We start from the raw sequence: 15,576 nt of genomic DNA, 5'->3' as shown, positions 1-15,576 counted from the left end.
ATGATTGAAATGGCTGAATAAACCGAATTCCTGAAAAAATACTAGATATTTTTAAACCCCTCTTAAATCGTCGGAAGTATAAGCGAACCAGTCCTTAAGCTTTTTCCCTTCGTCCAAAATGCTTTTTCTTTTCAAAGCTTCCAGATAATAGTAATCGGCGTAGTTCAAAGGAACGTCTACCTCTACATCGCCAGGCAAGTGGCCTACGGCGTGCATCAGGATGAAGTTTGAGTTCTGTCCACTTTCCGGAGTATATGCTTTGCCAGCCAAAGAAGTGATAGTTTTGTCGGCGAATACGCGGAATCTCTTACCGCCTTTGGCGTAAGTTGAGAGCTCGTAAAAGGCGCTGGCCATAATCGCTCCGGCCGAAACGTCGCGGTGGGCGTTAGGGATATTTGGAGCGTTGAAGTCCCAGTACGGAACGCCGTCCGCAGGCATGTTTTTGTGGTTTGCCAAAAAGTCGGCGATTTTAACCGCTTGGTCGAGGAAGCGCCTGTCTTTGGTAAAACGGTAGCACATCACGTAGCCGTAAAGTCCCCAGGCCTGTCCACGGGCCCAAGCCGATTCGTCCGCATATCCTTGGACGGTGATTTTTCGTCGTGGCTTTCCCGTTTCCGGGTCATAGTCCACAAGGTGAAAGCTACTGCCGTCGGGCCTGTAATGGTTTTTGATTGTAGTAACAGCGTGCGTAACGGCGATATCTTTATACTTGGAATCTCCCGAAAGCACAGAGGCCACAAACATCAATTCCAGGTTCATCATATTATCCACAATCACCGGATATTTAAAATCCCGGCTCTTGCTTGGATTCCATGACATGAGGCATCCTGTGGTTTCGCTGAAACGTCCTGCCAAGGTGTTGGCCGAGGTAACGAGAACCTCTTTGTAGGTCTCGTCTTTAGTAAGACGCAAAGCGTTACCAAAAGAACAATTCATAGTGAACCCGATGTCGTGGTTGTTATATTTCGTTTTGTAATGCTCGATTTTGGCTTGTTGAGCAATCGCCGCCGTTTTCCATTTTTGCTCTCCGGTCTGCTCATACAAATACCAAAGGCTTCCCGGAAAAAATCCCGCTGTCCAGTCAAACGGATGAGTCCAACGCATGGATCCGTCTTTCTTTAATGTACGGGGCATGGCCTTTTCGTTACCCGCCACAAAATCGAGCATATTCCCGTATTGGACGGACGCCGCGTCATACGCTGTAGTAACTAGATCTTCCTTGCTTTGGCCGGGCTTAGAGGCTGTACAAGAAGCAAACAGTATCGCCAAGATTGCGATAAACCCCGTTGTCTTTTTCATAACTGAAATAGGTTAGTGTAAAAAAAAGTGTCAGCCACAAGGTATAGCTGACATCTACTCCAAACGGGAATGATCGTATTTTTAAGGGGGTACAACCGTATCTAAGGCCGTTTTTTCGCTTCCTTAAACATTATTACATGGGTTTGGACAAATAAACCCACTCCGATTCCTCTTTAGCTTTCTTCCCCAGTATGGTCGGCGATAATTTTCCAGCCGTTAGGCATGCGTTTCCAAAATAGGGAAAAGTAACCCCAGCGGTCTTTTGAGTTTTTTGTCAGATACCATTTTCCGACCACAAAACAGTTTTCATTGTCAATCGGTCGGAATTGAAGTTCCGAGAATTTGAGCTTTCCCATTGCCTCTCTGTCGGGGTAAGCGCGGAGGTAATTATCCAGGGTGTTTTGCCATCCGTAAGTTAATCCGCTTCCGCCAATAAACATCAACGAGTCCGAATTCCAATAGCCGTTCATATAAGCCTTGATGTTTCCCCTGTTCCAGTCGGCGGCTTGTTGGTCCATTACATCTTGGATCGATCGGTTCATTTCGGATAAATCCGCTTTTTTTGTGTTCACGTTCTTATCGCAAGAGCCAAGGGAAATTATCGAAACGAAAACGAGAAGATAAAAAGTCAAAGTGGGTCTCATAATAGCAAAGTGGGTTTGGTTAATATGATATCATTAGAAATATACAATAAAAATAGATCGAATCGAAAAGGCTTTATTCAGGCCGGTCTATAGGTCCGCTAAGTTTGGCTTTCATCTCCGACAGTTTTGTGAAAAGTTCAATCCTGTCGTATTGGTCAACCAGCGAATCAACCATTCTGCAACATTCGAAAAGATAGAAAGCCTCTTGGCTGAAACTCGGAAACTGTACTTTTTCGAACGCTCCTAGTTTTTCTCTGTTATAGCGGATTTGAAGCATGGCTTGCACCATACCGATTTCCAAAGCCGTATAATCCGAAAAATGTCCGACAAGATCCTGAAGGAAATGACTTTCCATTGATCGACCGAGTTTGCCGGCCATCAGGTTGTCGAGTATTTTCTTGAACATTGTTCTTAAATAGTCCACTTGCCAGCGTATTCGGCTTTGGAAAGCGAGTGGTCTTGTCTCAGCATTTTCGATATCTCGACCTACTTCTTTATATTCCGGATCAGACTGTAGAGCTTCATGCGATTTTCCGTCTTTTAGGCGTCTCAAAAAGATATATTGACCGTAAGCGCTTAGGGTTTGGTCAATTGCGTGCATTGGCTTTCCTTCGCGCGGAGTATAGGCAGGATGCGAATATATGTTGCCAACCGTTTTCACATTAAAGATGGCGTTTCCGCCGTGTACTGTTAGCCAGAACCGGTCGAAATTCCCCAATAAAAGATCATAAACGAAAAGTTCGCCAACCGACGCTTGATAAAACGGTTTGGACACCACACGAGCCAAGAGAGCGTCTCCCTTCGCATTTCCGAATTGTGTCCTCATTTGGTTTCGGGTAACGCCCGGAGCCCGTTCCATTACCAAGCAGGTATAGTCGTAAGTCCCTTTGCGGATCTTTTTCAAATCGTGATAAAATTTCTGCTTGGTTTGGCTACTTGAGCAACGCGTAGCTATTTGGGCAAGTCTGGTTAACTCCGGACCTTCCCGCCTTAAGGCCAAACAAGCCGGCGCGTCCACACGGCTTCCCAAAGCCCTTACGAAGTTGGATGCGAAAGCCTCTTTTTCCGGGTGCCAGGAGAATGAGAAATTGTAGCCGGTTTCAGTGTTAACAAATTTCAAAATACATTCTTTGCCTTTTTTTGTCGTAAACCCGTAGACGGATCCGTAAGCGCCTTGCTCTCCCAATAGTCTGAAAGTAGTGAAGTCGATATCGTCGGGGTTGAAATCCAAGGACGGTTGAAGCTCTTCCATAGTGGCCTGCTCCTTTTCGAAGAAGTTTGCGGCTGGGCGCCTGATACCGTGGGATGTTACCCGCATTTTCCTTTTGACACGGTCGCTTCCCGAACTGTCACTTGAGCTGTCGTCTTCCTCAGGTGTGGATGTTCGGGTTTCTTCCTCAAGATGCCTAAGCCTTTCCGTTAGATCGTCCACAGCTTGTCCCGTGGTTATTCGATCTCCTTCCAGCTCTATATCTATAAACCCTGTTTCTCTTTTCAACAGTTCAGGGGCTCCAACCTCTTCCAAGCCCATTTCCATTCTCAACTTACTGATTTTCTCATGAACAAGGCTTTTTACTTTGGATTTCCTTTTGCCTACAAGCGTATAAGTGAAAGTGGCCAAATTGGCGGCCAATATCAGGTACGGAGTCGTGTAGGTGACCAATTTCGGATTTTTGTCGCTGTAGCTTTTCTTAAAAAATGAGCCCGGCGAAGCGCCCGGACTGGCAACGGGGACGAAATAGTCTGCGGGTGACCAATTCGGGTCCAAGGTTATGGTGTCGTTTTTTGTGTCTGGGTTTCCTCCGGGATTTCCTTTCCAGCCCGGAAGATTCGAGGCTAAACGGAATGTCGGGTTGGACATATGTTGCTGGGAGCACCTCATAAATTCGGTGAGAATCTCCGCCCCTGTCGGAAAAGCCAGAAGTTGTCCTAGGTCGCTAATCAGGCGGTTTTTCATCGCTTCAGAGGTTGCCCGTTCCACACCCGGCGTATAGAGTTGCGGAAATGAGCTTCCGCGTTTCGTAGCTCCCATGGCTACCGACAGCCCCATCTGGTCAACGGAATCGACAACGCTTTTTAATCCGTATTTTAGGCTTGGAGTCAGCTCTATGCTATAAGTGCGGAAGATAGCCGTAACGGCGGCCCTTTCTTTCTGCACTTCTTCCAATAAATGGGTATTGATGCCGAAATCATTGTCCGTGTCCATCAAATCAATTTCCCGGAAAGCTACAGGACGACTTCTTTTCCAAAGAAAAACAGCTTGCTCAATATCGTGCAAGACTCTAATGCGTCGGTAGCAGTTATCTCGCAAACCGGTGGGCTCTATAGGTACGCTGGCGTAGCCTCGTCTTTCCTCTTCGAGAATCCGTTGCGTTTCCTCCACCAAAAAAGCGTAGTGTTCCAACAAACCGGCGATGTTCGTTTCGTGCTTGCTCTTTGTCTGTCCGCCTTTCTGCCCGTCCAAAAGAGTCAAATAAGCGGCTTTTGTGAGCATGGCCTGCGCCGGAATTCCGGCGGGAGGATTGACGCTAATCCCTTGTCTACCCGCAGGTTTGAAATCCCTTGAATTGGCTGTATTAGTGGCGTTGCGCTTGAACACTGCTTAGCGTTAACGGATTTTGACGAAAGTTTCGGCCATTGGGGAAAACTTATTATAGAGGTTAGGAAACAACATCCTCGGATCCGGCAGTTTACCTGATAATGTTTTCACCTAAAGTTCACCGACAAAAAAAGCACCGAAATGCCGATCCGGCTCCAAATGTTATTCAGGCAAAAATCGGTTTTGAATTTGAACTTAGTGCTTGGAGAACATACAGGTCCGTTCCGGGACGAGAGCCTCCACAAGAGAAATATCCGAAAGCCACCAGCTTGGTAAGTAATCCGGATTTTGAAATTTCTACCGATTATGTAGGCGGAGGAAGCGATCTGGAAGTCGACACTAGACCATTCGATGAAAGCACCGAAGGATTGGAAGAGGCGCTTGTGATGTCGAGAAAAGTACGCTCCCTTTTCAATCGTTTGCAATCGCCCGGAGATAGATATTCCAAGAAAACAAGCCCCGTTTCAGAGCTTACGGATTTTGGAAAAGTAAGGGAACCCGACGGTTTTATAGAGGCGACAGGCGAAAGCAATGTTTACCCTCAAATTACGGCGGGAATTGCCCTCGATGCTATTCCCGGGATGTTCCGGGATTTAGGTGCGGATGACCAAGGAACCGAATCCAGAGAAGAAAAAGAGCGGAAAATGCCGGGGCGTGTGGCTTTATGCAATTACAAGCCAGTCGGAGCTTCCCTTTCTGAGCCATTGCAGGGAATCAAGCTTTTTCATATGCATCGGTTCTTGGATAGGCTACCGGATGGAATCACCTACTTTAAGGAATGTTTCCCCGAATTCTCGGACTGGGAACCGAGTCCGGAAATGTGCGGTCTTTTGGCTTTGACTACCCAGTATATGGAAGATTGCGGAATACGGAACAATCTTTCGCCCAAAATCGGATTTATGTTTATCGCCAGAACGGACTTTGCCAGAATAACGGAGCTGTTGCCTCCACGCGAACAGGAACTGTTTCTAGGGAGTAACGCTGACAATTGGCTTAAGCTATTCAGGTGTTTCAATTATAAGGAGGAAGAGGATATGGAACGGCCTCTTTATCGTGGAGGCGTTTATCATTACAATCCGTATAAGAACCACCAAGTGATGGACGCTTTAAAATTGGGCGATTGGATTCTGAATATGGCCAAGGGCAAAGACCTGTTGACCAAGAAACATTTTCCGGATAGGCAATACGCTGAGGAACCCCGCTCATTAGGTGAGTTTGGTGACCGTACAGAACCTGTAGGCCAAGACGGAAGGCAAGCTCCTATTTTGGAATTCAGAAAAGCAAAAACACTTGCCAGCGCTGACGAATTGCCTGAAATGGTTGAGAAATCGTTTAAAGCCATTTACGCAATTAATCATGGAATAGACAGGAAATATGGGGAAGAGTTTTCGTTAGCGTGATTAATGAAAAAAGTATAATTAAAAACTCCATGGTAGTTGTGTTCATTTGTGTTTTTTATGAATTCCTCTTTCCGAATTGATTATCGTTTGGAAAAAATATTTTTCTGGAAAAACACCTACTGTATTCCACCTTACAAAAAAGGAATATCCTATGACGTAAAATTGTAGTGTAGTATAATGATTCCCACTAATTAGGATATTGAAGTCAGAAGTTTTCGTTTTAAATATAAATATGACGCTTTGTTCGTATAACAAAGCATGAAAATCACTGTACAAAACCGGCTGAATTGAGAGATTGAAATGATAAAGTCTTCTTTCAATAGTGTAAGTGTGAATTTTTTTCTACTCTAGCACTGTCGGAATTATTCGTGGGTTTCCAGTCGGGTTTCTGTAATCAGAACGAATTGGATTGTGCCTACAATTGCATAAAAGACAATATTGTATAGAAAAATGGTGGTTAAGGGTAAATGTGTGGTTGATTATTGTAGAGATGTGAGTTTTATGGGTTTATATGAAATCTGACTTCCCAGTATAAAAAACATCATAGTTTCCGTTTTTCCAAAAGATATAAACAACATAAACCGTTATGCTTTATTTGACATATGCAGATAAAGCCAAAACAGAATCGAATTGCAACCCTTAGCGGGTTTGTGAAAACTAAACACAAACAAATAGACTATGAGGAACCAAGTACATGACTTTTTACGTTCTGTGCTATGCCTTGTTTTTCTGTTTTTAATAACACAGAGGCAAGCATTGGCCCAAGAAGACTCGGAGGGAGTCCGGATTCCGTTCTCCATGATGTACCTAGACGCATATCATGGCTCGTCCAAGGACGTTCCCCTCGGTATTGACCTTTCGGAACTGTTGCGACGAGGAGAACCGGGCGCAACGGTGGAATTTTGGTTGAAAAGGAATGGCGGAGCGAGGTGGAAAAATCCCGAGGACATTCTTCTTTTGGATAAAGAAAATGATTTCGGTTTTGGCCTACACATCACTTACGACTCTCCCGGAACACTTTTGCATACGGGCGGATTGGCCGTAAAGAAAGGTGATGATTACCTGACTACGGATGACCGCAATAAAAACCCGTACAATATTTTGCCGGGCGAAGACGGGGTGAACGACTATATCCTTTGGCAATTGGGCTGGCACCACTTGGCATATACCTTTATAAGGGTGCCGGGAATGGAAAACCACTATTACATCGACGCATATTTCGACGGTAAGCTACACGAACGTTTTACCGATACGGATGGTGACCAAGCCTTTGACCTTTCGTCGGAGACTCCTCGCCCACTTTCGCTTATAGCCAAGCGTTCTGTCGCGCTTTACTCCGAAATGCGTTTTTGGAGCCGTCCGCGCTCAAGTAGCGAGATTTCGTTTGACAGGGAAAAATATTTCGGAGGATTTTCCGAAATCAAGCTCAGCGAGCAAACCGGGCTTGAGGCTTACTTCGGTGGCACCACCGAAGTGGAGGAAGAAACTCGAAACGGAAAACAAACTCACCTTTGGGGCAATGAGATCATCAATCTTAGCTCGAACGCAATTGTCGAGAATATCGCTCTCGAAGTAGACGGATTGACTCGAATTTTTTCCGCAGGAAGCCCTTTTACTGAACCTTTGGGCGGACACCCGTTTCTGGAAAGCAACAAACTGTTCCTCCACGCCACTCGCGGTTTGGAGCGTTCGGTGGAGTTGACTTGGCTTAATGCCGCTGACGCCCGCTCTTATCGTGTGTATAAGGACAAGCGTTTGGTGGCTTCAATTGAAGCGACTGATGCGAAAATCCGCCAAGAATTGGCTTGGACAGACCGTGATGTGATCTCCAACCGAGTCTACACCTACCGAGTGGATGCTATGGGAAGCAACGGCGTGGTCTCTCATGAAGAGGAAAAAGGCTTTGTGCTTCCGAACGGTAAAGTGGAAGGTAATGTCCACACGCTTTCCGATATTTTTGTGAAAGACGCCAAGATTACCTTGGAAGAACGCCAGCCGTTACCTGGTTACGCTTTAGGTTTTGAGAATACCGATAAGATTATTGTCGACGTAGTTGACGGTATCCGGGACAAAGCGAACTATACGCTTGAGATGTGGTATAAGCAACCCGCAAGCAATGGCTCGCTGAACACTGTATTGTCGTTCGCCGAAGCGGACTTTAAAATCGGCCGTACTGCGGACGCCACATACACGTTTGGCCTATCGGTGAACGGTGCAAGCGGAGAAACCAAAACCGTAACGGAAGTGAAAGATCCGGCTGGATGGCATCACTTGGCCGTGACCTTTTCTCAACTCACCGGAGAAGCCGTCTTGTTTTTTGACGGAGAACGTTTGGGATCATACAGGATTCAGGCTTATTCCAATCCTAACTACCGCTTGGGATCCAGCGAAGTGCTCAACAGCCTTACCCTGAACGACAATTTCGTTTCGGCGTACGGTTTGGACGAACTGAAAATCTGGACGGCAAACCGTGATAATTTCGAAGACGAGTACAGCGGAGCGACAGTCAACCTGATCGACCGTTACCGTGACTTGATTCTCTCCGGCCGTGAAAAGGATTTGGCTTTGTATTTCCGTTTTGACGAAGGTTCGGGTTCCGAGATCTATAACATCGGCGGGCGCTTCGGTTTTGACAATAACGAAGACTTTGTCCTTAACTTCGACAAACAGTCTGGCGCACTTATTAGCGGATCGAATTCGGCCCTTCCTTGGAGCGATGACCGCCCGGAAGTGAAATACGGAGCGTACACCAACGAATTCGGAAACTATTTCATTTGGAATGTTAACTATGGCACCACTTACGAAGGCGTCAACTTTATCGTAACGCCTTATAAGGAAAACTACGATTTCCGTCCGGAAGAATTGGAGATCAACCTCAGCCTTGGTTCCAAGGTGAGCGATTACCAAAAAGATGAGGTTGACTTTATCGATAGGTCTTCGTTGGCCATTGCCGGTCAAGTCTATTATGATGTGGAAGGCGAACGTTTTCCTGTACCGCAAGGAGCCCGTTTTAAACTTGACAACGCTCCGATAAACGGAGACAAAGCCGTAACTGACCGTGATGGCAACTATGTGGTTTCGTCCGCTTTGGGACGTCATAAACTGCGTGTGGACGAATCGGAATTCAGCCATTCGGTTGGCCAGCGTTCGTACTGGTTCAATGGCGAGGACGCTTTGGCGTTGAGCTCACAAGCATGGAGATCTAAGAAAGGTACGTGGTCGGGCTGGTTCTATTTGCCGGACGTTCCTGTTCACCAGCAAGGAGAACGCCGTGACACTTCCGACGGAAGCTCGGGGTCAAGCTTGGAAATTGTGGACGAACAAGTGCTCTTCTCGATCGGTACGATGAACCTGTTGATGAAATCGGAGCGTGAGTTAGTGTTGCGTGACGGAACGACAGAGGAATTGCGTTTGACAGGCGTGTTTGAAAGAAACGCTTGGAACTTCTTCTCCCTTTCATATGATTCGGAGACTGGCGAGGCCAATATCTTGGTCAATGAGGAGGAAACGTCCTCCACGGTTTCTTTGATGGCTATCGAAGATAAAAAAGTCGCCATTGGAGCTTATGTGGAAACGGAAATCCCGCTGGAAACCAGCCAATGGTTCCGCGGTTATCTGGACAACCTTTCTTTCCGTACGGAAAACTACGACCTGCCGGAGCTTCACCAAATAAGGCAAGGCGAACTGATCGAACGCGATATGGCTTCGCTGTACGCTTTCTATCCTCTTGAAGAAACTGGAGCGTTCCGCGCTTTGGGCTGGAGCCCGAACGGTCACGAACGAATTTTGAAATTCCACGGAAAGCCGACCTCCACAAACGCCATTGCGAAAACGGACACGCAAAACGGCGTTTACGCTTATCAGGCGTCCAATACGGATTACCCTATCTCGGAAGGAAAAGAAGAATACGAATTCAATATTTTCCGCCCGATGACTTCCGTAGACTTTATCAACAGCACCCGTTTCGGTTTTGTGGGGCATATCAGAACTACCTGCGGCTATGGCGTCGGAGCTTGGAACGGACGCATTGTGCGGACTGACTACACGGGTAAAGTTTATGAGAAACAAATCAATTCCGAGAACTTCAACGACGACTTTACCACGTTCACGGTAGACGGTTTGGTTCCGGGCAAATACAGGGTGGAACTCCAGAAAGCGGATAACAATTCCATTACCCTAAAATCTCCGATCATTGACCTGACCAAAGGCTGGGAGTCTTACGAGTTCGAATACAATAACCCGTTGACTCTTGAGGTCGAAGTGTTGAACAAGATCGTTACAAGCCGTAATTCCGATGGAGACCTTGTGATGACGAAAGAAGAAGTCAGAAAATCGGAGTGTGACAACGGAATCGATTATGTGTTGGATTACCTGTCAAGCTACGAAGTTAGGGCCCGCGCTTTCGAAACTTATATTGTGGACGGCGACGAAGTGCGTTGCGAAGTTGACGGAGTTCTTCAGGTAACCGGTGATATCGGGGCGTTTGCCGTTAATCCGAACGATCCCGAGGCTATAGCTGGAGAATATAAGCTGAACGAGAACGGCGAGGCGACATTTACTATGGTGACGGGCTTGCCTAATTTCAGCGATCCGTTTACCAAGTCCTTTACTTCGGGAATCCGTTACAAAGGAAAACTCTACACTGATGTGGTAACTACGGTGCTCAAAGGTACTGTTCGGTACAATAACGACTTTACGATCAAAGCTCCGGACCAATTGCTTATGGTCCTCCACGACCCTCCGGGCGACGGCAGTAGTGTGACTTGGAAACGCGGACAATCTTTGGCGTTTAATCTGGACTGGGATCTTTCGGGCTCTTTGGGCGGAAAGTCGAAGATCAAAGGTGGCGCCTCGTTGAAAACCGAATTGCAGGTTTTGGCGGCTCCGTTCGGTATCGGTGTGGCCAATGGCACACAGTTGGTCGAGACGGAATTCACAACCGAATTCGGTTCGGAGTTGAAAACTGTCTTCGGTGGCGGTGGCGGGCGTACCCGTTCGGTATCTTTTGACAGGGACATTTCTACAGACGGCGGTTCAGTAGCCCCGGGCTTGCAGAGCGACGTGTTTATCGGGTTTAGCCCCGCTTTGATTTTCGGCCGTGGCCAGAGTCTTGAATATGACGAAAACACTTGTACGGCTACCGTTGTGCAGGAGGATCTGGTGGCGACTCAGGAAGTAAACTCTTTCTTCTCGCACAGCTATCAGCATGTTATCGACGTGATTATCCCTAACCTTGTGGAATTGCGTGACGCCGCGATAGCCAGAGGCGAGCAAGACAAGGCTGATAATCTCGATACGAATATCGAAAACTGGAAAGTTATTCTGGAAAGAAACAGAAGGCTGGTAGCTGGTTTGACGGAAGAAGAAGTACAGGCCGGAACATACACTGATCCGTTCAATGACCTCCCTCCTTTCGAGATTAGCAAAGAAGAAGGTCTTCCAGGCACTCTTCGCCTTAACGATGATGGCGTTGACGTCTCGGACACTGATTTCACACGGATTAACTTCTCCGGTGGTACCTCCTTGTCATATAGCATGGGACGCAATAACTCCAGCTACGGCAAAGGTTACGAGTCTTTAGGTTTTGACCTTTCTATCGGCGGAGAATTTAAGCTTAAGGTTCCGGGAGCGTTAGTCGAGTTGGGCGGTAGCGTTTCTACAGGGATTTCCCAATCGTTTTCAGCTGGAAACAGCAACGCGCAACAGGAGTCGTTCTCTATCAAACTTTCCGACGATGATTTGGGAGACCAATATCTCTTGGAGGTGCGTAGCGACAATTTGGACAGCCACGGAGCGTCAAAATTCCTGAACTCTCCGGTATTCCGTACTATCGCCGGCCGATCGATGTGTCCGTTTGAAAGGGGAACAGTGCCACGTGAAGGCGTACAGCTGACCGTGGTAGGCGAAAGCGTAAAATCGGGAATCTATGGAGACCAGATCGCTTTTGATTTGGTATTGACCAATACCCAGCCGTTTAACGACAACACGCCGAAGCGATACACACTTGCTTTGGTAAACGCTGGACACAATAATGAAAACGGCGAGACCAATACTGATTTGGCCGGAGCCGTAATCAAGATCAACGGACACCCGTTTGCCCGTAAGGATTATATTATGAATTACGGACAGAGCGTTCAGGTACGCGTAACGGTCGAGCTTGACCGTAACGTAACCAAGAAGACAGTGGCCCGTATTCCTATCCGATTCTTCTCAAAATGCGAAGAGGCCAACGATTCGTTTATCTATAATGCGGGAATCAGGGAAGGCGTAATCGACACAGATACGCGCGTCGAGCTTACTGCTGAATTCTTCCAGCCTTGCCTGCAGATCATCGATCTGGCCAATCCGACGGCCGACTGGGTTGTAAACGGTGGAAACGACGATTTGGTGGACTTTGCGTTTAGCCTTGACGGGCTGGACTTGAGAGCGGCTCGTGACCGTACGGATGATCCTTTCCGTAAGTTGTGGATCGAGTACGCCGAAGAAGGAAGCAATATCGGGCGCCTTTTGAAAGAGATTCCGGTTTCGAAACTTGTCGACGCTCTTGACAACGCCAACGAGGAAGATCCGAGAGTGGACCTGAACCCGGAAGGAACGGAGAAAATCTATGTCGGCAACGACGGCTATTTCCACATGAGCATAAAAGTGGACGGCTTGGTCGACGGAGCTTATGGTTTGCGTTTGGTGCCGATCTGTAACAACGGCGACAACGAGCAGGACCGCCAACGCGCCACCGATTGGATAAGAGGATCTATTTTCCGTCGCGCTCCGATTATCGAAACCACGGTTCCGTTGAACAACGAGGTGTATCGGGGTAACGAGATTTCGGCTACACTTACCAGAAGCCTTTCTCCTGAGACTGTCAATTCGCTGAACATTAAGCTCAGGGGTGTGCTTACGGGCATTCCGCAGAAATTTACTTCGGCGGTTTTCGACCAGCCTAGCGATATCGTTTCTGTTCCGGACCAAAGCGCTTTCGATATAACGAAAAACTATACGGTGGAACTCTGGGTAAGGCCTACCAGCTATCCGACCACCGAAGCCGTATTGGTTCAGAAAGGTGACAATTTCAAAATATCGGTGACTCCTAACGGGCGTGTCGCTTGTTTCGAAGGGCTTTCCAACATTCCGGTGCCGTTAAACAAGTGGTCGCATGTGGCTGTGATCTACAACGCGGCTTTGAAACAGTACAAAATCGTAATCGACGATGCCGTACGTTTCGAATCCCAAGGCATTTTCGAACCTCGGGCCACTAACGACGAACCGATGCAAATCGGTGGAGGCTATTTCGGTTATATGGATGAAATCCGTATTTGGAATGTGGCCCGATCGGTTGATCAGATATTGGTGAACCAAGGCAAGATGCTTTTCGGCAACGAAAAAGGACTCGTGGCCTACTTCCCTCTTAATAATGCGGGACTGTCTGGCGAAGCCGTTTACGACTTCACTGGAAATGCCGTCGGCACTACGGCCAACGGTTTGGACTGGACTGAAGACAGCGAAAAGGTTTTGGTGATGAAAAACAGCGGAACGGTTAGCGACATTCCTATCGACGTGTTCCTTTCCGACAATAGGAAAATCATCATTCGACCGAAACCGGAATTCCCGAGGAGAAACTTGGAGGGGGCCGTCTTGAAAGCGGCCATATTGGAAAACAAGGTACGTGACCCTTACGGCAACTACATTGATCCGTATTCTTGGGACTTCTCAATGGACGGCAACGCCTTGAATTGGGAAAAAGCCAATATGGAGATCAACATGCTTGCTGGGACCAAAAAATCCTTTACAACCAGCCTGAGCAATATCGGAGCCACTGCGGCCAACTTCCGTATCATCGACCTTCCGGTATGGCTAAGCATGAAAGGCAGGTACCGTGACGAGACCACATACACGCTTCAGTCGAGAAACGAAGCGAATCTGGAATTCGAAATCGCTCCGTGGCTGAATCCCGGCGAATACACCGAAAACATCGTGGCTGAAAGTGCGGATGGAACTAGAGAATCGTTCTCTATCAGCCTGAACGTGAACTGCCCTTCTCCAGAGTATGTATTCTCTCCCGGCGATTTCCTCCACATCATGAACCTTACCGTAGCGCCGAAACATATCAGCGGATCTTACGAAGGCGATGAACTCGATGTGGTGACCGCTTACGTTAACAATGAGCTGAGAGGCCTTGCGCAAGTACGCAAAGAGCGAGTTGGCGGAGAAGACCGTTACTTGGCCCAAGTGCAGGTGTTTAGTAATATCTCTTCCGGCGAAACGGTGACGTTCCGCATTTGGGACGCTTCGGAATGTACGGAATTCGTGGGAGCTGAGACGTACACTTACCGCCAGGGAATTGCGAACGGCATCGACAATGCGCAAACTGTCACTTACGGAGACGTTCGGGTGAAACGGATGAATCTTGAGGCGGGATACCATTGGTCAACGTTTAACCTGACCGACAAAGCCAGCCTTACCTTGGAGCTGAGCAAAGTGCTGGGCGCCGAGAATGGCGACAAGATTTTCTCTTCGGGAGAAGATATCCAGGAAGCCGTTTTCCAAAACGGATCGTGGGGAGGTACGCTGACGCAACTTTCGCCGATGAAATCTTACACGGTGTTTATGTCCAACGCCAAGGAACTCCAAGTGGAGGGCGTTTTGGCTGACGTGAGCAGAACGGACATTCCGGTAGTGGCCGAAAGCGTAAACGCCATAGGTTATCTGCCGGATCGGGTGAAGCCTACCGAAGAAGCACTGGCTTCGTTGCAACGGGATTTGCGCAACGGAGACGCCGTGTATTCCAGAAAAGGGTTCGCCGAGTTCTATGACGGCAAATGGATCGGGCCTTTGAGACATATGCTTCCGGGCGAAGGTTTCCGTCTCAAAATATCCAACGATTCGAAGCTGAATTACACTGGAGTCTCGACCGACGCTTTGCTCGCTCGTCAGGCAAGGTCTTTCGCTTCCTCTCCTATCGTTGCGCCTATCCAGCTTGACGCCATCGTTGGCGAAGCCAGAGAACGTGGCTGGGAAGTTGATAACCGCGAATATCCGTTCGTAATGTTTATGGCCGCCGGACTTGAGGCGGATTCAGGCAAGCCTTGGATCAAGGAACCTAATTACCTCTTGGCTTATACGGACGGTAAGCTTGCTGGCGTCGGGGTTCCGATGCAGGGAGACGGAAAAGTGGTCTACTATTTGACTCTTTGGTCATCAAGACCGGTAACCGAACTTGAGTTCAGAGTGGTCAAGCGCTCGACAGACGAGGTCTTTGAGGTGGAGGATACCGAAGCGTTCAAGGACGGAATCCAAGTCGGTAATTATATGGAACCGATTACTCTGCGTGTGGGTGATGTTACGGATCAAGTGGTTCCGGAAACTACGGGCGACGCTCTGTACCAGAACGTTCCTAACCCGGCGGATAACGTGACCGAGATCCAATTCCAGTTGGCTGAGGAAGGCCATGTCATCCTGAATGTATATGACACCTTCGGCCGATTGATCAAGGAACTGGTGAACGAAAAGCGTGAAGCCGGATACCACAGCGTGGACTTCAGCGTTAATACACTTCCGAAAGGGATCTATGTATACACGATGGAGACCGCCAACGGTAAAAAAGCCAAAAGGCTGATTGTGAACTAATCAAAATATC

Annotated in this window: 5 protein-coding genes; 2 read left to right on the top strand and 3 right to left on the bottom strand. The window is 47.8% G+C overall.

Annotated features, from left to right (window positions below; genetic code table 11):
* Positions 1-51 precede the first annotated feature (51 nt).
* The 3 genes from AABK39_RS10040 to AABK39_RS10030 form a co-directional block, all read right to left on the bottom strand.
* A complete protein-coding gene (locus tag AABK39_RS10040) occupies positions 52-1,299 on the bottom strand; it encodes a glycoside hydrolase family 88 protein (protein ID WP_338391206.1) in 1,248 nt (415 codons plus the stop codon).
* A gap of 173 nt (positions 1,300-1,472) precedes the next feature.
* On the bottom strand, positions 1,473-1,943 hold the full coding sequence (locus AABK39_RS10035; protein WP_338391205.1) for a YybH family protein: 471 nt from the start codon (positions 1,941-1,943) through the stop codon (positions 1,473-1,475).
* Positions 1,944-2,016: 73 nt separating this feature from the next.
* Positions 2,017-4,542: a protein kinase family protein gene (locus tag AABK39_RS10030; protein WP_338391204.1), complete on the bottom strand. Its 2,526-nt coding sequence runs from the start codon at positions 4,540-4,542 to the stop codon at positions 2,017-2,019.
* A 101-nt stretch (positions 4,543-4,643) separates the two neighbouring features.
* Between AABK39_RS10030 and AABK39_RS10025 the strand changes: the two genes are divergently transcribed.
* Both AABK39_RS10025 and AABK39_RS10020 read left to right on the top strand, forming a co-directional pair.
* A complete protein-coding gene (locus tag AABK39_RS10025; RefSeq protein ID WP_338391203.1) occupies positions 4,644-5,942 on the top strand; it encodes a hemerythrin domain-containing protein in 1,299 nt (432 codons plus the stop codon).
* Positions 5,943-6,620: 678 nt separating this feature from the next.
* Positions 6,621-15,566 carry a LamG-like jellyroll fold domain-containing protein gene (locus AABK39_RS10020; protein ID WP_338391202.1) on the top strand — a complete coding sequence of 2,982 codons (8,946 nt, stop codon included), beginning with the start codon at positions 6,621-6,623 and terminating at the stop codon, positions 15,564-15,566.
* Positions 15,567-15,576 lie beyond the last annotated feature (10 nt).

It is taken from the genome of Fulvitalea axinellae, assembly GCF_036492835.1.
Classification (GTDB): domain Bacteria; phylum Bacteroidota; class Bacteroidia; order Cytophagales; family Cyclobacteriaceae; genus Fulvitalea; species Fulvitalea axinellae.
This window is presented reverse-complemented; position numbering and strand designations above follow the sequence as displayed.